Below are 20,067 nucleotides of genomic sequence, written 5' to 3' on the forward strand. Positions count from 1 at the left end.
CGCGTTGGCCGCAGCGCGTGGCAAGAACAAAGGCGAGTAAAGTTAAAAATGGCTTCGGACAGACAGAATCTTCAGGACGCATTCCTCAATCACGTTCGCAAGACCAAGGTTCCGGTGACGATCTTCCTCATCAACGGCGTGAAACTTCAGGGCGTCATCACCTGGTTCGACAATTTCTGCGTGCTTCTGCGCCGTGACGGACAGTCGCAGCTGGTCTACAAACACGCGATTTCGACGATCATGCCGGCCCAGCCGATCAACCTCTACGAGGGCGAAGACGCCTCTTGATGGAGCATGATCCTGCACGCACCCGGGCCTGGGTGCTGCATCCCGAAATCAAGTCGGATGACGACCGTCGTCCGCCGGTGCCGGCGCTGGAAGAGGCGGTGGCGTTGGCTGCTGCCTTGCCCGATCTTGACGTAGTCGGATCCGAGATCGTGCGCCTGCCACGCGCACAGCCGGGGCTGTTGTTCGGAAGTGGCAAGATCGAGGAGCTTGGCGAACGGTTCAAGGCGGCCGAGGTCGAGCTGGTGCTGATCGACGGGCCGGTGACGCCTGTCCAGCAGCGCAATCTTGAAAAGGAATGGAAGGTCAAGATCCTCGACCGGACCGGGCTGATCCTCGAGATCTTTTCGGATCGCGCGCGCACGCGAGAGGGTGTGCTGCAGGTCGAGATGGCTGCGCTGTCCTACCAGCGGACGCGGCTGGTCCGGGCCTGGACCCACCTTGAGCGTCAGCGTGGCGGGTTGGGATTTGTCGGCGGTCCGGGCGAAACCCAGATCGAGGCCGACCGTCGCGCCATCGACGAGCAGCTCGTGCGCCTGCGCCGGCAACTGGCCAAGGTCGTCAAGACGCGGGAGTTGCACCGGGCCGCGCGAGCCAAGGTCCCGTTCCCGATCGTGGCGCTGGTGGGCTATACCAACGCGGGCAAGTCCACCCTGTTCAACCGTCTGACCGGGGCGGAGGTCATGGCCAAGGACATGCTGTTCGCGACGCTCGATCCGACCATGCGACGGGTCAAGCTGGAAGACGGTCCCGAGGTGATCCTGTCGGACACGGTGGGCTTCATCTCGAACCTGCCGACCGAGCTGGTCGCCTCGTTCCGGGCCACGCTGGAGGAGGTGCTGGGCGCGGATCTGATCGTGCATGTGCGCGACATCAGCCACGACGAGTCGCAGGCGCAGGCCGCGGATGTCGAGGCCATCCTGACATCGCTGGGCGTGACCGAAGACCGCCCGATGCTCGAAATCTGGAACAAGATCGACCTGCTGCCCGACGAGGAACGGACGGCCATGGTTTCAAGGGCCGAGCGCGATCCGGGGATCATCGCGATTTCTGCCGTAACCGGCGAGGGGCTGGACGGGTTGCTGGAGGCGATTTCCGATCAGTTGCAGGGTGTCCGGCACGAGGCGCAGTTGTCGCTGGGCTTTGCCGACGGGCGCAAACGCGCGTGGCTGTTTGCACAGGACGTGGTGCAGGACGAACGCCAGACCGAGGACGGGTTCGAGATCACCGTTTTGTGGACCGCGAAACAGCAGGCTCAGTTCGAGGCGCTCTGAACACCGCGCAGCGCGCGCTCGGTCACGAGCGGGCCGGCCAGTTCGAAGACGACCGTGGCACCGATCGACAGCGCGGTGATCATGGCGGCGTGGTCGGGAAACACCTCTCCGGCGATAAGGGCCATACCAATGGCCACGCCTGCCTGCGGAAGGAGCGCGGGGCCGTACCAGACCCGTTCGGCCTGCGGCACCCCGGCGAGCGTTGCGCCAAGCCATCCACCCAGAAGTCGCCCCAAAAGCCGGAAAACGATGTACCCGACAAGCACCGGGCCAACGGTCCAGAGCATCTGCGCCTCGAGCGTTGCACCGGCGAGGATGAAGAAGATGATCATGAAGGGCCATTCGAGATGCTCGATCTCGCGAAAGGCCCGGGTGTGGTGGCGGGCAAAGTTCACGATCACCGCGCCTGCGGTCATACCGGCAATCAGGTAGCTGAGATCGAACCAGAGCGACAGGCCCGCAGTCAGAAAGACAAGGCCCAAAGCCTCGATCCGCAGGGGTTCGCCGCTCGACAGGCGGCCGGTCAGCAATGCGCCGGGCAGACCGATGGCAAGTCCAAGGAGCAGCGACAAAGCGATCTCTGCCAGTGCTTCGGCCAAAACCTCGATGCCCGAACCGGCTCCCGTCAGGGCCTGTGCCGTAACCACCATGAGGGCGAACACCATGACACCCCACGCGTCGTCAATGGCGACGATCCCTTTAAGGGTTCTGGTGAAACTGCCCCGGCTGCCCGTTTGGCGGATGACATCATATGTCGCCGCCGGATCCGTTGCCGTTGCGATGGCGGCGATCATGACAGCGGCCGCGACGGGCACGCCGAGCGCGGCAAGGCCCAGCCCGACGACCAGCAGCGTTACCATCACGACTGCGAGCGAGATGACGACGATGGCACGGCCATGCTGCCTTAGCGTTCGGATCGACAGCTCTCCGCCCAGAAGGAACGCCACCATGGTCAACGCGATGACCGTCACCACGGGGTAGATTTCCTTGAGCGTGGCGGGGATCAGGTCGAGGCCAGGGCCCCCGGCGATCAATCCGCAGGCCAGCAGCAGGGTAACGCGCGGCAGGCGGGTACGTCGCCCCAGCGCATCCGCGCCAAGACCCGCCGCAAAAAGCAGGCCGAGCGCAATCAGGGCAGAGGCGTAACCTTCCATCGGTCAGCGCGGTACAAGCTGCGTGACACCGACGGATGCCGCGCGGGCCAATTCGATATCCAGTGACATCGGGATGTATTCGCCCCGGCGCCAGAGCTGAGCCAAGTCGTCGTAATGCCGTGACAGGAAATGGCCGGACTGTCCCGTGGAGATAACGAAAACGGAACTGTCGGGATCGGCAAAATCGTAAACGCCGCGATAGCCTGCGCCATGTACGTTCTGGAACGGGTCGGGATCATCGCCCGAGGTCCGACCGCGCAGGAGGGTATTGTCGCCGCCACTGGTAGACTGCCGGATGTTGACGAAATAGCGCAGCACCGGAACCTCGCCCAGAACGGGGTGGTCGTGCGTCGCCTCATGCGCATCGCCCCAGCGCAACGATTCCAGCGTTGTACCGTAGGTCTCGCCAATCCAGACAAGGGCGTCGTCCAGTGCGAGGCGGGCCATCTCGGTACAGGTTTCGACCGGCGCGCTCTGCCGCACGTCGCACCAGGCGGCCGCGCCATCGATGTTCTTGTAGACACGTTCGATGAAGAGCGGCTCGACATGTTTGAACTCCGCCGCCAAGGGACCCAGCTCGTCCGTGATCAGGCGTTTCTGCAGGGCGCGCAGCCATGCAGCATAGATAAGCGGCTCGGGCAGGTGTTCGTTCATCTCGCCGTTCCACTCGGCCAGAAGGGTCAGCGCGATCTGCCTGCGGCGTTCGGGGGTGCCCTCGGGTGCGGCTTCGCCGGTGAACCACAGGTCGGCGCCGATCAGCGGGAGCAGCGAGCGCGCGGTGAAACTCACTGGGTCCAGCTGAGCCTCGATGAAGCTGTCGCGGGTATGGACCTCGCGCGATTGCATCAGGCGCCGCCAGCGGTTCACGCGCTGCGTGTCGCCCCATTCGTAGGAAACATGGTTCGGAAATGGGCGATCGACGATCTTGTTGTTGGTGTTGCCGAGTATCCCGCCGCGCGGAGCGACGAATTGTGGATTTGCGGCATAGGGCGCGCGTCCGGACCAGCGATTCTCAGGCCTCCATCCGGCGGTGGGCAAGCGACCCTTGGTGGCATGTTGCGGGCTGCGGGCAGGGACTGCGCCGATCATTTTCATGCCGATGGTTTCACGGTCGGCAAGTGACAGGTTCTGGGCGGGCGCGATGAAGCGTTCCGCCTCGCGGATGGCCTCCTGAACATTGCCCGACCGCATCAGCGCCATGGAGGCGGAGATCGAGGTATCCTCGGCGCTCAATGCGGTCCAAGCCAGCGACGCGACGTGGCCCGGGGGAGTGATTCCGGCAAGGTCGTAATGGGTACCGGGAAGAACAGGGCCATTCTCGGTCCAGCGCAGGGTCAGGGTGATGGGTTGCGCATCCTTGATCTGTATGATCGAGGGGCGCGTTTCGAACCGCTTGTAACCATCCGGCGTCAGGTATTCCTCGGGGTTGTCCGGGTTCAGCTTTTCGACATAAACGTCCTGATCGTCGAGATAGGCCGATGTCAGACCCCAGCCGAGTTGCTCGCTGCGTCCCGACATGATCGCCGGAACGCCGGGAATGGTCGCGCCGATCACGCCACCGGTTTCCAGTTCGAGCCGGGCGAGGTACCAGATTGCAGGCGCGGTAAAGCCCAGATGCGGATCGTTGGCGAGAAGTGTCCCGCCACTGGCCGACCGCGTGGGGGCGGCCGTCCATGCGTTGGACGCACCCGCAAGCCCGCGCTTGGGGAAGGGCGACAAGGGGTGATCCTGGCGTTCCCCGGTGCTTGCATAGCGCGGCAGGTCAGGAAAAAACGACGCGTATTCGGGCAGGGCGGCGATAGCGCTGCCGGGATCGTCGGGCAGGATGTCAGAGAGACGGGTTTCGTCATCCAGCATCAGCGACACGCGCGCCCGCAACACCTCGGACTCCAGATGACCGGAAAGTTGGACCGCCATCAGCTTGATGATGGCGATGCTGTCGGCGGGTTGCCACGGGGCCATGGGCACGTTGAACAGGAACATCTCGGGCGCGCCGCGTCCCAATGCCTCTTCGTTGATCTCGGTCAGCCGCGCGTTCACGCCGGCGGCATAGGCGGTCAGCGCGGCGCGGGTGTAATCATCCTGCACCTCGACCGATCGCTGCGCGAGACGGTAGAAGTCGAACCGCCGCAAAAGCTTGTCTACCTCGACCGTGCGCGGGCCGAACACCTCGGACAGACGGCCCTGCACGGTGCGGCGCAGCATCGTCATCTGCCACAGACGGTCCTGCGCATGGGCATAACCGAGGCCAAAGAAGACATCGGTATCCGTTGCGCCAAGAACATGCGGGACATTGGCATTGTCGCGCACGATTTCGACCGGGGCCGAGATGCCCTCGGTCCGCACGGTCTGGCTGTAATCGGGGAGTGACTGGCTGGCCAGAAACCAGACCAGTATCAGCGCCGCGACGGTCAACAGGATCAGCCCGGCGGTCAGCCGCAGCAGCCAGCGAAAGAGCAATGTCATCAGCGCGTCGTCTTTATCTTTGGGTTGGGATGCGCGGCAAGACTAGAGGATGCAGCGCGCAGGGAAAAGGCCGATTGCCTTGCCGAAAGACTGGCGCCGCGCCCGGAGGGGACGCGGCGCATGAGGTTTTCAATTTACCATTCGGCGCATTGGACGTTCGACGGATCAGGGAATGATCCGGGTGTATTTCGTCCCTTCGAGCGTCGCACCGACACGCAGGCCCGCCTGGCCGAAGACCGCCGCAAGGATCGGCGAGCGCAGGGTGTTGGAGTCCGCGGCGATCGAGTCGCCCTGTTCCTTGACCACGTATTCGAGGTCGGCGCCCGCGGCCCAGCCGCTGCTGCGGCGGAATTCCTCGAGAGCGGCATCCGTCATGAAGAACAGCACATGCGCATATTGCTGCGCCCCGGCCTGAAAGCCCGCGCTGCCCTTGACCGCCGAGTAGTAATCGACCGTCGCGCCGTTGATGCGCAGCGCACCACGTCCATACGCGCCGCCCAGCACGAAGCCCGCCTCTGTCACCAGTGGCATGACCAGCATGCCCGATGCCCGTTCGGCAATCTGGATGGTGTTGGGATAGGAGGTGTACATCTCGTTGAGCGTGGCGTTGACGCGCGCGTCGATCATGGTGGCGTTGTTGTTGCCGACACCGTTTCCGCACGCGGCGGTCAGCGTCAGGCTGGCCATGCCAAGAACGAGGCCTCGGCGGGTCAGCCGGGAAGAATGGGAACTGCTCATCTCTGTCTCTCGATTTTTTGCCTGAAAGCCGGGTTATCCCGGTCTTTGCGTGATAGTACGCCGATGGCCCCGCGGTGTCACGCGCCAAGCAGGCCGTGTTCGGCGGGATTCTGCCCGCTTTGGCGAATTTTCTGCTTCAGCCTTGAAGGATGCGGGCAACGGTCGGTGCGAAATAGGTCAATACCCCGTCGCAACCGGCCCTGCGAAATGCCATGAGGCTTTCCAGCATGACCTTTTCACCATCGATCCAGCCATTCTGCGCCGCCGCCTGAACCATCGCGTATTCACCGGAGACCTGGTAGGCATAGGTCGGCGCGCCGAACGTATCCTTCACCCTGCGGCAGATATCGAGATAGGGCATGCCCGGCTTGATCATGACCATGTCGGCACCCTCGGTCAGGTCGCGTTCGATGAGGCGCAGTGCCTCGTCGCTGTTTCCGGGGTCCATCTGGTAGGTTTTCTTGTCGCCCTTGAGCGCGCCCGACGCTCCGACAGCGTCACGAAACGGACCGTAGAAGGCGCTGGCATATTTTGCCGCATAGCTCATGATCGTAACCCGGCTGTGCCCTGCCTTTTCCAACGCCGCGCGCATCGCGCCGATACGGCCATCCATCATGTCAGACGGGCCGATGATATCTGCGCCTGCATCGGCCTGCGCCAGCGTCATCTTGACCAGTGCTTCGACCGTTTCATCGTTGACGATCTCGCCATCGACGACGAAGCCGTCATGCCCGTTGATGTTGTAGGGGTCGAGCGCGACGTCTGTCATGACGGCGATATCGGGCGCGGCCTGCTTGATCGCCCGGATCGCCCGGTTCGAGAGGTTGTCGGGGTTCCAGGCCTCTGCGCAGTCTTCGGTCTTGAGCGATGGGTCGGTGTAGGGAAAGAGGCAGATGGCGGGAATGCCAAGCGCCTGAGCCTCGGTCGCGGCCTTGGCGATCAGGTCGACGGAGCGGCGCATCACGCCGGGCATCGAGGGAACCGGCTCTTCCTGCCCTTCGCCGTCCCGGACGAAAACCGGCCAGATCAGGTCATTCACGCTCAACTCGTTCTCGCGTACCAGCCTGCGCAAGGCGTCCGACTGGCGTACGCGGCGGAAACGTGTGGCGGGGAAGGCGGCTTGGCTCGGTCGCATCGGGCTCTCCTGTCAGAATGCCCTCAGGGATGCACCCGGCCAGCCCCCTTGTCCAGTCCAGTTCTAGAGAAGCGGGCGCCTCCGCGTCACGCGCGGGTGACGCGGCAGGCCGCTGAGCCTGAAGGCCGTGAGGGACCCGGTCAGAGGGGTTTCGGAGTGACTGGCGCACACTCGCCCTCTGGGCATTTTCGATCCTGCGCGCTAGAACCGCCGGAACAGCGATTTTGGGGATCGGGCAAAGATGGAATGGTACGGAAACCTCTTCGAGGTGATCGACATGCGGTCATTCTCGAACCTGTGGTTCTGGATCGCCCTTGCCGTCACGTGGTCCTCGGCGAGTCACTGGGTGCTGGGCGTGCCTTACGACATGGTTACGCGGGCCCGGCGCGCTGGCGGGCAGCTTGAGACCGATCTTCGCGACCTGACCCGGATCAATGTGAACCGTATCCTTTACATCGCGGATGTATCGGGCATCTGGCTGCTTGGTATCGTTTGTTTCTGTCTGTCGGTGCTTGCAACGCTTGGATTTCTTTACGGAGTCGAATTCGCGCAGGCGCTGTTCCTGATCGGGTTTCCATTGTCCTTTGTCGGTCTTTTGAACCTGCGCACCGCGCGCAAGATCTGGGCCGAAGGCACCGGATCGCCGGATTTGATGAAACATCTGTCGCGGTGTCGGACTTATACCCAGGCGATCGGGATGGTCTCGATCTTTGTCACGTCGCTGTGGGGCATGTATCAGAACCTGTCGATCGGCGTTCTGGGCTGAAGCGCGCAAGGAGTATGAGATGAGTGCAGCGAACCACATCCAGGTGGGGGGCGCGCCCGAAGGGTTCGACGCGCAGCTGATCCTCAAGGAAGTCGCCCGGACGGGTGGGAGTGTCCTGCATGTTGCGCGGGACGATAAACGGCTTGATGCGATGCGCTCGGCGTTGACCTTCTTTGCGCCGGATATGCCGGTCTTTGTCTTTCCGGGGTGGGACTGCCTGCCTTATGACCGCGTCTCGCCCAACGCCGACATCTCGGCAGCGCGAATGGCGACGCTGGCCGCGCTTGTGCACCAGATGCCCGAACGGTTCGTTCTGTTGACGACGCTGAACGCGGCGACCCAGCGGGTGCCAGCACGGGACGTTCTGCGCGAGGCGGCCTTTACCGCGCGTGTCGGGGGCCGTGTCGACGAGGAGGCATTACGGAATTTCCTTGTTCGCATGGGGTTTTCGCAGGCGCCCACGGTGATGGAGCCGGGGGATTATGCGATCCGGGGCGGGATCATCGATATCTATCCGCCGGGCGAAAGCGGTCCGGTGCGGCTGGACCTGTTCGGAGACGTTCTTGACGGTGCGCGGCGCTTCGATCCGGCTACGCAGCGGACGACCGAGAAACTGGACGTGGTCGAACTTGCGCTTGTCAGCGAGGTGATTCTGGACGACGCTGCGATCACGCGGTTCCGACAGAATTACCGCATCGAATTCGGTGCCGCGGGAACCGACGATCCGCTTTACGAGGCGGTAAGCGCAGGCCGGAAGCATGCCGGGGTTGAGCATTGGCTGCCGTTCTTTCACGAGCGGCTCGAAACCTTGTTCGACTACATCCCGGGCGCGACAGTGACGGTGGACGACCAGGTGACGCCCGCGCGCATCGCGCGGTGGGAAGGGATCGCCGACCAATACGAGACGCGCCGCCTGGCGTTGAAGGATCGCAACCGGATGGACACGGTCTATAAACCCGCTCCGCCGGAATTGCTGTATCTCGACGAGACGGCGTGGGACACCGCTGTTGCCGATCGCCGCGTGATGCAGTTCAGTCCGTTGCCACGGGCCAGCGGGCCGGGCGTCATCGACGCCGGTGGACGGATCGGACGGAATTTCGCACCGGAGCGTCAACAGGAAAACCTGAGCCTTTTTGGTGCCTTGGCGGATCATGTTCGCGCAAAACTGGACGCCGGCCCGGTGCTGATCGCCTCGTATTCCCAAGGCGCGCGGGAGCGTCTGACCGGCCTGATCGAAGACGAGGGACTGGCAGAGGCAATTCCCGTGCGTGACGGCACGCGCATCGGCAAACGCGGTTTGCACCTTGCGGTCTGGGCGCTGGAGCACGGGTTCGAGACACCCGAGATGGCAGTGATCTCGGAACAGGATGTTCTGGGAGATCGGTTGATCCGCGCGCCGAAGAAACGGCGCAAGGCCGAGAACTTCCTGACCGAGGTGCAATCGCTCTCGCCCGGCGACCTGGTCGTGCATGTCGATCACGGCATCGGACGGTATCGCGGCATGGAAGTGGTGCAGGCGCTTGGAGCGGCGCATGAGATGTTGCTGCTGGAATATGCCGAGGAGGCCAAGCTTTACCTTCCGGTCGAGAATATCGAGCTCTTGTCGAAATACGGGCATGAGGAAGGCCTGCTGGACAAGTTGGGCGGCGGGGCATGGCAGGCGAAGAAGGCCAAGCTGAAGGAGCGTATCCGCAAGATGGCCGACCGCCTGATCCGGATCGCGGCCGAGCGCGCGCTGCGCAAGGCACCGATCATGGATCCGCCGCCCCACGCCTGGGAAGAGTTCAGCGCCCGGTTCCCCTATCAGGAAACCGAGGATCAGTTGCGCGCCATCGAGGATGTGCTTGGCGACATGACCAGCGGGCAGCCGATGGACCGCCTCGTGTGCGGCGATGTCGGCTTTGGCAAGACCGAGGTTGCGATGCGCGCGGCCTTTGTCGCGGCCATGTCGGGTGTACAGGTGGCGGTGATCGCTCCAACCACGCTTCTTGCGCGCCAGCACGCGGCAAGCTTCAAGGAGCGTTTCCGGGGCTTTCCGCTGGAGGTTCGACAGCTGTCGCGTTTCGTGTCCTCTAAGGAGGCGCAGAAAACGCGTGAAGGGCTGGCGAAGGGGACGGTCGATATCGTCGTGGGTACTCATGCGCTGCTGGCCAAGTCCGTGAAGTTCCAGAACCTTGGCCTGTTGGTGATCGACGAAGAGCAACACTTCGGCGTGGCGCACAAAGAACGGCTGAAACAAATGCGCTCCGACGTGCATGTGCTGACGCTGACAGCAACGCCTATCCCGCGTACCTTGCAGCTGTCGCTGACGGGTGTTCGCGACCTCTCGATCATCGGCACGCCCCCGGTCGATCGCCTCTCGATCCGCACCTATGTGAGCGAGTTCGATGCGGTAACGGTCCGCGAGGCATTGTTGCGGGAGCATTATCGCGGTGGCCAGAGCTTTTACGTCGTGCCCCGTATCAGCGACCTTCCCGAGATCGAGGAATTCCTCAAGGCGCAACTGCCGGAACTGACTTATGTCGTCGCGCATGGCCAGATGGCGGCGGGCGAGTTGGATGACCGGATGAACGCCTTCTACGATGGCAAGTACGACGTGCTTCTGGCGACGACGATCGTGGAATCCGGGCTCGACATTCCTACGGCGAACACGATGATCGTGCACCGCGCTGACATGTTCGGACTGAGTCAGCTATACCAGATCCGCGGACGGGTCGGACGATCCAAGACACGGGCCTATGCCTATCTGACGACGAAACCGCGCGCCCGCCTGACGCCCGCGGCAGAGAAGCGTCTGCGGGTGCTGGGCTCGCTGGATACGTTGGGCGCGGGGTTCACGCTCGCCAGTCAGGACCTGGACATTCGTGGCGCGGGCAACTTGCTGGGCGAAGAGCAGTCCGGCCAGATGCGCGACGTGGGTTACGAACTTTATCAATCAATGCTGGAGGAGGCGATTGCCAAGATCCGCGCGGGCGAGATGGAGGGTTTGTCGGATGCGGACGACCAATGGGCACCGCAGATCAATCTTGGCGTGCCGGTCCTGATACCCGAGGACTATGTTCCCGATCTCGACGTGCGGCTGGGTCTTTACCGGCGGCTGAGCAGCCTGACGACCAAGGTCGAGCTGGAGGGCTTTGCGGCCGAGTTGATCGACCGGTTCGGCACGTTGCCGAAGGAAGTGAATACCCTGCTGCTGGTCGTGCGCATCAAGGCCATGTGCAAACGAGCAGGGATTGCCAAGCTGGATGGCGGGCCGAAAGGGGCCACGATCGAGTTCCACAACGACAAGTTCGCGTCGCCCGAAGGGCTGGTGGCTTTCATCCAGGATCAGAAGGGCCTAGCCAAGATCAAGGGCAACAAGATCGTCGTGCGGCGCGACTGGAAGAACGATGCCGATAAGATCAAGGGTGCCTTTGCCATCGCGCGCGACCTTGCCGAGAAAGCGCATACGGCCAGGAAGCAAGCCACCGCCAACGCGCAGTGACTGGTCAGAAGCGGAAACGAAAGAGGGGGCCGATCTGGCCCCCTTGCGTCTGATGTCTGTGCCTTCCCTGTATCAGGCGTTGGCTTCGCGGATCTTATCGGCGGCATCCTTGTCGTAGGTGACGCCGTTTTCCTCGAAAAGCTTGTCGAGCTCGCCGGACAGCGTCATCTCGGTGATGATGTCGCAACCGCCGACGAATTCGCCCTTGACGTAAAGCTGCGGGATGGTGGGCCAGTCGGAATAGTCCTTGATGCCCTGGCGGATCTCTTCGTCGGCCAGCACGTTCACGTCCTGGTAGTCGACGCCCATGTAGTTGAGAACACCCGCCACGCGCGAGGAGAAGCCGCATTGCGGCATCGACTTTGTGCCTTTCATGTAGAGCACCACGTCATTGGAGGTGACGGTTTCGCTGATACGGTTTTTTGCGTCGGTCATGGCATTGCCTCTTCACTGCGCGTTTGTGTCGAAACGATCGGGACGTTTCGCATGACATAAGGCCGCAGGTGCGGCAGGGCAACCGCTCACTTCCTGTTGGACAGGTGTCCCGGTGCGCTTTCGTCGAAGTCGAACATGGCCCGATTGTTCCTGGAGGGGCCGTAAAGGTACCAACGCCGCAGCTCGAGCCAGGTGGCGCGCAGAAAGATCAGAAGGAATGGCAGCATGAGAAGCGCCAACAGCGGGTGATGTTCCATTCCGGCCAGCGCCTGAAAGGCGGGCACGGGACCATTCAACATGATGGTCTACCTTGTTGTTATGAAAGACAATGCAAAGGTAGGTTTTTCGGTGGGGCGCTACAAGGCTGCATGCTTGTTACGCTACGTGGCCGCGTCGGACGTACCGACGGCACGAAGCGCGCCGCCGGCTGTTTCACTGTATCACTCGGGTGCCTTGGTCGTCAGCGCAAGCGCGTGCAATTCGCCTGCAGGGCCGTCCATCTTGCCCTTGAGCGCAGCATAGACGGCGCGCTGCTGCTGAACGCGGTTCTGACCGCGGAAACTTTCGTCGATGACCTCTGCGGCGTAGTGGTTTCCGTCGCCCGCGAGGTCGGTAATGGTGATTTTCGCATCCGGAAAGCTTGCCCGGATCAACGCCTCGATTTCATGGGCTTCCATGGCCATTTGGGTGTCTCCTGATAACTGCCTCAAGGTTTACGGCGCGGCGTCGCGGCGCGCAAGAGAGCGCGGGTGGCCTTAGGCGACCACCTCGGCAAATCGCGTGCGGTAAAGGGTAGCGAGATCGGCTAGCGGGGCATCGGAACTGCCGACGCGAACGCGGTCCCCGGTGAACCTGCCAACACTGGTTACGGTCACGCCGGCTTGTCCGGCCGCTATCATCAGCGCCTCGGCCTGGTCGAAATTGCAGGCGACAAGGTAGCGGGCTTGGTCTTCTCCGAAAAGGATCTCTGTCGGGGCATCATCCAGCGCGATGCCGACTCCCGCGGCCTCGGCCAGCTCGAATGCAGCGAAGATCAATCCGCCGTCCGAGATATCGGTACAGGCCTTGATGAGTTCGCGATTGTCGCGGATGAAATCGCCGTTTCGTTTCTCGGCCTTGAGGTCGACAGACGGGGCGTCGCCATCCTCGCGGTTGAAGACCTCGGCCAACAGGGCGGATTGACCGAGATGGCCGGTTGTTTCGCCGATCACCAAGACCATGTGGCCCTCGCGGACTTCGCATCCGATGATGTCTTCGGCTGATTGAAGGAGACCCACTGCACCGATTGTCGGTGTCGGCAGGATCGCCTGACCGTCAGTTTCGTTGTAGAGCGAGACGTTGCCCGACACGATTGGCATGTTCAGCGCTTCGCAGGCGGCGCCGATACCCTTGATGGCGCCAACGAACTGTCCCATGATTTCGGGCTTTTCAGGGTTTCCGAAGTTCAGGTTATCGGTCGAGGCAAGGGGTAGGGCACCAACGGCTGTCAAGTTGCGATAGGCCTCGGCCACGGCCTGTTTGCCGCCCTCGACGGGGTTCGCGCGCACATAGCGGGGGGTGACATCCGACGTGAAGGCAAGATGTTTGTCCGTTCCATGAACCCGCACGATTCCCGCGCCCATGCCGGGCGTGCGGGCCGTGTCGGCCATCACCATCGTGTCGTACTGCTCGTAAACCCATTGTTTCGCCGCGTAATTGGGTGAACAGAGCAGTGCGCGCAAACCGTCGATCGGGTCGATCTGGGGCACGTCGGCCAACGGCTCGGCCTGCGGCGTCGGCTCCCACGGGCGGTCGTATTCGGGCGCCTGACCCGAAAGCGGCGAGAGCGGCAGGTCGGCCTTGACCTCGTTACCTTGCATGATGAGAAATCGGTCCTCGGCAATCGTTTCGCCAACGATGGCGAAATCAAGGTCCCACTTGTCGAAAACCGCCTTGGCCTCGGCCTCTTTCTCGGGGCGCAAAACCATGAGCATGCGCTCCTGGCTTTCGCTCAGCATCATCTCGTAAGCGGTCATATTCTCTTCACGCTGGGGCACGTGATCGAGGTTGAGGCGAATGCCCAGACCGCCCTTGTCGCCCATTTCCACCGCGGAACATGTCAGGCCGGCCGCGCCCATGTCCTGGATCGAGATCACGGCACCCGTCTGCATCAGTTCAAGGCACGCCTCCATCAGGCGCTTTTCGGTGAATGGATCACCGACCTGAACGGTGGGTCGCTTTTCTTCGATCGTGTCGTCGAATTCGGCGCTTGCCATTGTGGCGCCGCCGACACCGTCGCGCCCGGTCTTGGCGCCGAGATAGACCACGGGCATGCCCACGCCGGATGCGGCGGAGTAGAAAATCTTGTCGCTGTCGGCCAGCCCGGCGGCAAAGGCGTTCACGAGGCAATTGCCGTTATAGGCAGGGTGGAAGCGAACCTCGCCACCGACGCAAGGCACGCCGAAACAGTTGCCGTATCCGCCGATCCCTTCGACAACGCCATTGACCAATTGGCGGGTCTTGGGATGGTCGGGTTCGCCGAATGACAACGCGTTCATCGAAGCGATGGGGCGCGCGCCCATGGTAAACACGTCGCGCAGGATGCCGCCCACTCCGGTCGCCGCGCCCTGGTAGGGCTCGATGTAGGAGGGATGATTGTGGCTTTCCATCTTGAAGACCACGGCCTGTCCGTCGCCGATATCGACAACGCCCGCGTTCTCACCCGGGCCGCAGATGACCTGGGGGCCGGACGTGGGCAGGGTGCGCAGCCATTTCTTGGAGGACTTGTACGAGCAATGCTCGTTCCACATGGCCGAAAAGATACCCAGTTCGGTAAAGCTGGGTTCGCGCCCGATGATCTGAAGGATGCGGTCGTACTCGTCGGGTTTCAACCCGTGATCGGCGATCAGGTCGGGTGTGATGGCGGGCTCTTGCATGTTCGGGCGCTTCCCTCTCGGCGTCGGTCGCCACGTCTTTAGTGCAAGGTCGGGCCGGTGGAAAGACCCGCGCGCGCGGCGCGTCGCTGCCTTTGCCCGCGCAAAGAAAAAGCCCGGACCGCGAGCGGACCGGGCAGGTTTGTCTTTCGATTGTTCTGATTGTTATCCGCGGTGGGTCAGTCGACGACGACCACGTTGTAATCAGGCGCGGTCTTGTCGGCGGCGTGGCTCAGCAGGTAGGTGCTGATGGCGTCGGCGCTCCAGGTGAGTTCGATCGAGCCACCCGATTCCCACATCTCGTCGAGCGCAAAGATCCAACCGGCCACGCCATCGACAGCGCCTTCGTCGAACATCACGTGGATGCGGCGGTCGCCAGCGGCGTTCGCATCGACCTTGGTCACGTTGCCGATCTTCATGCCGGTCGAGTCGTAAACCGGGTTGCCGACGAATTCGACATTCTCTTCAAGGAAGGTTTCGTCAGCGTCGCCGCGCGTTGCGCTCTCGGTCAGGACCAGGGCACTTGCACTGGTGGTGGCAAGGGCAAGAGCAGCCGCGGTAGCAAAGATGCGTTTCATGGGTCTGTTCCTTGTGCTGTTGTGCCGGAATAACGGCGCCTGACAGGAATAGTTCCCGGGAAAATTCGGGGTCCAGTATTCAAAAACGCTGGCCCACGTAGATGTATAGGTTGGTTTCGGACCGGTCATTCCGGCTGACATCGACCGAGAAATCAAGGGGGAATTGCTTGGACACGCGATAGCGGGCGCCAAGTCCGTAAGCGCTGTGCGTGCCCCCGGCATCAAGCGTATCGAATTCCGATCCGGTCTGGCCAATACCGCCGAAAACCACGCCGCCGATCCGTTCCGTGAACCTGTGGCGCAGTTCGACCTGCAGCGAGGCAGATCGAAAATCCAGCAGTTGGGTGGCCGAGAACCCGCGAAAGGCATCCGTCGTTCCCAGCCCGCACTGGTCGAAAAACGGCGTTTCCTGCGAGGCAGCACATAGCGAGGCGCGGGCGGCAATCACGCCGCGTTCATATGGTCGAAAATAGGTCGTGAAATTGGCATAGGCCTTCTGGTAATCCTGAACCAGACCCGACAAGGCGATGCCATGCGCTGCCTGGAACCCAAGGTGGTGCCCGGTGGTGGGATAGATCGAATCGTCGCGCGTGTCCCATTCTGCGATCACCCCTACATTCGCAACCTCGACGGCGAGGAACTGGTCGAAAGGAGGCGGGATCGGCGGCAAGCCGGGGCTGGCGGGGGCAATGCTGGTGTCGAGGTAGCGGACGCTGGCACCGAAAGACAGGTCTGGTGTCACACCGTAGGACAAGGCGATCCGTCCCAGGATACCGTCCTGCCTGATCGGGAGGACACCCGGATTCGTATAGAGGTCGTATTGAACGTCCGCCTCGGCGCCAAGCAGCCTGAGGATCCACCGGTTTTCGCTGAAATAGAAGTTCGCGGCAAATCCGGCCGCCATGCTGCCATTGTCGGAACGTAGGCCACCGATGCCGATGACCGACGGTTTGGAGCTTTCGTCGAACTGGAAAAGATAGCCCAAGCCGATAGCCAGACCCGAGCCAATGGTCGGGTTTGAGAACGGGATAGGTGCGACCACCAGAGAACCGTTTCGAAAGCCGACGGCGTCGGCCTCTTGCGTTTGCGAGACGGGGCTGACCGACGTGTCGAGAATACCATCGCGCGTTTGGGCCGCCGCGGGACTTGCGGCGAGAAAGACGCTGCCGAGTAGCAAAGTGATGCTTGCGAGGCGTTTCGAGAGGTATTGACCAAACATCATCCCGACCTTCGATGAAATCCAAGTCGGCAGATCGGGCGGGCGATCCGCCCGACTTGCAGACGATTATTCCCGTTTGGCGATTTCCTGGTTGACGACCTCGCCGGCAGCGGCGCCGATGGCAGCTTTCTGCTCCTCCGAGATATGTTCGGCCTCTTCCAGGCCCGGAATGGCGACACGCACCTCGCGGCGGGCAAAGTCGATCCCGTTCTCGGCAAAGGCTTTCTTGACCCGGTTGTAGATCTCTTTGCGCAGGGTGAACTGTTTGCCGGGCTTGGCCATGAACTTGCCGCGGATGATCATACCGACATCGTCGAAGTCGAAGACGCCCTGGCTTTTGAACGGCTGCAGGAAACCATCCTTGTGCTCGGGTTCCTCCATCATCTCGGCGCCGATCTTCTTGAAGATTTTCTTGACCTTGTTTGGATCGGTGTCGAAGGGAACTGTGAACTTCAGCTTCATGATGACCCAGTCGCGGCTGAAGTTCGTAAGCTTGGCGATTTCGCCGTAGGGAATGGTGTGGACCGGGCCGCGATGGTGGCGCAGTTGCATCGAGCGGATTGAAATCTTCTCGACCGTGCCGGTTGTGCCGCCGACATCCACGTACTCGCCTACGCGAAAGGCGTCGTCGATCAGGAAGAAGATGCCGCCAACGATGTCACTGACCAGTTTTTGGGCACCGAAACCAATGGCCAGACCCATGATACCGGCACCGGCGAGCAGCGGCGTGATGTCGAGACCAAGCGCGCCAAGCGCCAGCAATCCGAAGATAACCGCGATCGCAACCTGAGCGGTCACCCGAAGCAATGGCAATACGGTGGCCAGACGCGAGCCGCCCGCGCCGCCGCCTTCGCCGGCCTCTTCGTCGGGTTCGGCACCCGCGGTCTGTTCCTTGGCGAGCCTCCGGTTGATCCAGAGCGAGACCACCTCGTTGATGATGTAGCCGATTGCCAGGATGATCAGGAACTCGACAATCGCGGCGCTTTCATTCTGATCGGTACCGGCAAGCGCGCGCAGGTCGATATCCCAGACATCGGCGATCTGAAGCACGACGAAGATACCGGCGAGAACCCGGCCAATCCGGATGAAACTGCGCTTGGTCGATTTGTAAGCACGCTCGGCGACGGGCCCGGTGCCGATCATCGGCGGTTGGGTATGCCTGACGACGCCGCGGATCAGCGTGTCGATTGCCGGGGCCATGAGCAACCAGAACATGGTTACGAAATGCGCGCCGCCGGCTACGGCGGACAATAGATCGCGGTTGCCGGTGGCCGCCACGATCTCGACGATCAGCCACATGACAGCCGAAACCCCGATGGCGAAATAGGGATACAGATCTGCGACACGTTCATCGAAGTTGGTCCGGTCCGGATCGGTCCCGCGCATCATGTCGCTGAGGCCTTCGCGGGCGGTCCAAGCAATCAGAGCGATATAGAGATGGATCGCTGTGTTGAGCCAGAATCCAAGGCGCATTTCACCCATCGGAACGCCGTTCAACGCATTGAAGCGCACGATGAACAGGGTGAAGCCGATCAGAAGGAACAGCCCGATCTGATTGCGATGCAGATAAGTTGCCCATTTGTCGCTTACATTCACCATGCGCAGATCGGGGCGTTCGGGTGCCAGGATGAAGCGGGAAATGGCACCACCAAGGCGAGGGAGCCAGATCAGGTAGAGTACGAAAGGGGAGGCATAGGTGATCTGTTCCGGTGTCAGCAGATAGCGGCCAACAAGGACGAGGGTGTAGTAGAAGACCACCAGCCCAAGCAATTCGCGGCAGAACCGGCGGAAGAGAAAGCTGACAGCGCCGCGCAGATCGGCTGTTGCACCGGCTTGCGTGTCCCTTATCCAGCGTCTTGTCCAAAGTCCCACGGCCATTTCCGCAGCAAAGCCGATGGCAAGCGCCAGAAGGGTGAAGCCGAAGAGTTGCAACAGGCCTGTCGAACCGAAGGTGTCGGCAAAGTTCGCGAAGGATTGCACTTGGTTGCCGAAGAGGTTGGGGACCTTGCGCAGCACGTCCAGCCACGAGGCAAGAATAGCGCCGACCGTATCCTGAGCGATGCTCAGAAGCCCTTGTTCAGGCGCCGGAGCCTCTGCACGTGCGGCTGCAACCGCGTCGAGCCGGTCGAGGAGCAGGGCGCGTACCTCGTCGTCCGACATGCGGGCAACCAGATCGTCCACCATTTCCGGGGTCAAGTCCTCTGGCACCACGGGCGCCGCCGCTTCGGTCGAACTGCCCATACTTGTGGTGCCTGGAACCTGTGCCAGTACCTGGCTTGTTGCGAATAAGAGAAAGAAAACGCTGCAAACGAATTTCAGAAAAGACGTCACTGTAGCCCCCGGTCGAAGTCCATTGCCCAAAAGGTCCGGGCAAGTTTAGGGGACGTCGCGACAGGTGCCTAATGCCAACTCTGAAAAGTTGTGATTTTTCCCGCGCGACAGGGCGTGTCGGACACAGAACAAAAAAAGGCCGAGCACTAAGCTCGGCCATAGTCCAACAGGGAGGTATGAAGATGATGAGCAATGATGCGCCATCGCCTTCGAGTGCCGATTTAGGCGGCGGTCTGTGAACGATCAAGGAAAATAATGTCGCATATGCAGCATTGCTGATATGCTAACAGTGCATAGCTATTGAGGAGCTATAATTTCCCGAGATCCCTCAACGTCTTGCGGTGAGCAATTATCTCGTCCTGAACGAAGTCGCGGAAGGCTGAAATGCGCTGTGAATGGCGCAGCTCTTCGGGGTAGGCGAGATAGACGGGCACGTCCGCCGAGACAATGTCGGGCAGAACCTGGACAAGGGCCGGGAAATCCTCGGTCACGTAATCGGGCAGCACGCCAATGCCGAGATCGTGCAGAACACCCTGCAGGACACCGAAGTAATTGTTCACTGTCAGCAGAGACGATGGGTTTGCCGTCATAAGGTGCTGTACGAGCGTTGCGCCCGCGCCAACCTGCGCCGCTGACGGGTTTTGACACACCAGCCGGTGTTTTGCGATGTCTTCGATCGACTCCGGTGTGCCGTTGCGCGCAAGGTATTCGGATGAAGCATAAAGTGCCATTCGGACCGTCATCAGGCGCTTGCGGATGAGGTCCGCCTGGCTGGGTTCCTTCATTCGGATCGCGACATCCGCTTCGCGCATCGGCAGGTCCAGAACCCGTTCTTCTAGCATCAGGTCGACCTTGAGCTCGGGATATTTCTCATAAAGCGCGGGCAGGCGGGGGGCCAGCCACAGGGTGCCGAAACCGAATGTGGTCGTAACACGCAGTTCGCCGAACACCTCCTCCTCGCTGTCGCGAATACGCGCGGCAGCAGCGTCGAGTCGCTTGGACATCGCGGATGTCGCGTCGAATAGCAGCTCGCCCTGTTCGGTCAGGATCAACCCGCGCGCGTGCCGATGAAACAGCGTCGCGTTAAGCGATTCCTCGAGCGCGCGCACTTGGCGGCTGACGGCAGATTGCGACAGGTTCAGCTTGTCCCCGGCATGGGTCAGGCTGCCTGCGTCGGCCACGGCGTGAAAGATTCTCAGCTTGTCCCAGTCCATTGATCCAGTTTCCGAAATCCGGTTCGCGTCCTATATCAGATGGGAGTGATTTGTCACAATCAACTGACATACCGTT

Annotated in this window: 16 protein-coding genes; 4 read left to right on the forward strand and 12 right to left on the reverse strand. The window is 61.7% G+C overall.

Going from position 1 to position 20,067, the window contains the following annotated elements; all coding sequences use genetic code 11:
• The first annotated feature begins 48 nt into the window (after positions 1-48).
• On the forward strand, positions 49-288 hold the full coding sequence (hfq, locus tag ACFORG_RS21420) for an RNA chaperone Hfq (protein WP_088648030.1): 240 nt from the start codon (positions 49-51) through the stop codon (positions 286-288).
• The gene (hflX, locus tag ACFORG_RS21425) at positions 288-1,559 is read left to right on the forward strand and encodes a GTPase HflX (protein WP_386737624.1); all 1,272 of its coding nucleotides are present in this window, start codon (positions 288-290) and stop codon (positions 1,557-1,559) included. Before hfq ends, hflX begins: the two co-directional genes overlap by 1 nt.
• Here the strand turns inward: hflX and ACFORG_RS21430 are convergent.
• From ACFORG_RS21430 to hemB, 4 genes are all read right to left on the reverse strand, one after another.
• Complete coding sequence (locus ACFORG_RS21430; RefSeq protein ID WP_386737625.1) at positions 1,541-2,713, reverse strand: cation:proton antiporter; 1,173 nt, start codon at positions 2,711-2,713, stop codon at positions 1,541-1,543. The two genes, hflX and ACFORG_RS21430, sit on opposite strands and share 19 nt — an antisense overlap.
• A 3-nt stretch (positions 2,714-2,716) precedes the next feature.
• Positions 2,717-5,179, reverse strand: a complete 2,463-nt coding sequence (locus ACFORG_RS21435; protein WP_386737626.1) for a penicillin acylase family protein — start codon at positions 5,177-5,179, stop codon at positions 2,717-2,719.
• A gap of 165 nt (positions 5,180-5,344) precedes the next feature.
• Complete coding sequence (locus tag ACFORG_RS21440) at positions 5,345-5,917, reverse strand: lipid-binding SYLF domain-containing protein (RefSeq protein ID WP_386737627.1); 573 nt, start codon at positions 5,915-5,917, stop codon at positions 5,345-5,347.
• Between the two features lie 136 nt (positions 5,918-6,053).
• Positions 6,054-7,052 (reverse strand): porphobilinogen synthase, encoded by a 999-nt coding sequence (gene hemB, locus ACFORG_RS21445; RefSeq protein ID WP_386737628.1) that lies wholly within the window; start codon positions 7,050-7,052, stop codon positions 6,054-6,056.
• 241 nt (positions 7,053-7,293) lie between these two features.
• Here hemB and ACFORG_RS21450 point away from each other — a divergent pair, with 241 nt between their 5' ends.
• Positions 7,294-7,818 carry a component of SufBCD complex gene (locus tag ACFORG_RS21450; protein WP_386737629.1) on the forward strand — a complete coding sequence of 175 codons (525 nt, stop codon included), beginning with the start codon at positions 7,294-7,296 and terminating at the stop codon, positions 7,816-7,818.
• 19 nt (positions 7,819-7,837) lie between these two features.
• A complete protein-coding gene (gene mfd, locus ACFORG_RS21455; RefSeq protein WP_386737630.1) occupies positions 7,838-11,302 on the forward strand; it encodes a transcription-repair coupling factor in 3,465 nt (1,154 codons plus the stop codon).
• A 72-nt stretch (positions 11,303-11,374) separates the two neighbouring features.
• Here mfd and grxD read toward each other — a convergent pair whose 3' ends face one another.
• The 8 genes from grxD to ACFORG_RS21495 form a co-directional block, all read right to left on the reverse strand.
• Positions 11,375-11,737, reverse strand: a complete 363-nt coding sequence (grxD, locus tag ACFORG_RS21460; protein ID WP_386737631.1) for a Grx4 family monothiol glutaredoxin — start codon at positions 11,735-11,737, stop codon at positions 11,375-11,377.
• Between the two features lie 86 nt (positions 11,738-11,823).
• On the reverse strand, positions 11,824-12,036 hold the full coding sequence (locus ACFORG_RS21465) for a hypothetical protein (protein WP_386737632.1): 213 nt from the start codon (positions 12,034-12,036) through the stop codon (positions 11,824-11,826).
• Between the two features lie 141 nt (positions 12,037-12,177).
• Complete coding sequence (locus ACFORG_RS21470; protein ID WP_386737633.1) at positions 12,178-12,420, reverse strand: BolA/IbaG family iron-sulfur metabolism protein; 243 nt, start codon at positions 12,418-12,420, stop codon at positions 12,178-12,180.
• A 72-nt stretch (positions 12,421-12,492) separates the two neighbouring features.
• Positions 12,493-14,652, reverse strand: a complete 2,160-nt coding sequence (gene purL, locus ACFORG_RS21475; protein WP_386737635.1) for a phosphoribosylformylglycinamidine synthase subunit PurL — start codon at positions 14,650-14,652, stop codon at positions 12,493-12,495.
• A gap of 176 nt (positions 14,653-14,828) precedes the next feature.
• Positions 14,829-15,227: a hypothetical protein gene (locus ACFORG_RS21480; RefSeq protein ID WP_386737636.1), complete on the reverse strand. Its 399-nt coding sequence runs from the start codon at positions 15,225-15,227 to the stop codon at positions 14,829-14,831.
• A gap of 79 nt (positions 15,228-15,306) precedes the next feature.
• A complete protein-coding gene (locus ACFORG_RS21485) occupies positions 15,307-16,446 on the reverse strand; it encodes a BamA/TamA family outer membrane protein (RefSeq protein ID WP_386737637.1) in 1,140 nt (379 codons plus the stop codon).
• 66 nt (positions 16,447-16,512) lie between these two features.
• The gene (locus ACFORG_RS21490; RefSeq protein WP_386737638.1) at positions 16,513-18,687 is read right to left on the reverse strand and encodes a mechanosensitive ion channel family protein; all 2,175 of its coding nucleotides are present in this window, start codon (positions 18,685-18,687) and stop codon (positions 16,513-16,515) included.
• A 398-nt stretch (positions 18,688-19,085) separates the two neighbouring features.
• Positions 19,086-19,991, reverse strand: a complete 906-nt coding sequence (locus tag ACFORG_RS21495) for a LysR family transcriptional regulator (protein WP_386737639.1) — start codon at positions 19,989-19,991, stop codon at positions 19,086-19,088.
• Between the last annotated feature and the right edge of the window lie 76 nt (positions 19,992-20,067).

Origin of the sequence: Lutimaribacter marinistellae (assembly GCF_042648365.1) — a bacterium.
Lineage (GTDB): Bacteria > Pseudomonadota > Alphaproteobacteria > Rhodobacterales > Rhodobacteraceae > Lutimaribacter_A > Lutimaribacter_A marinistellae.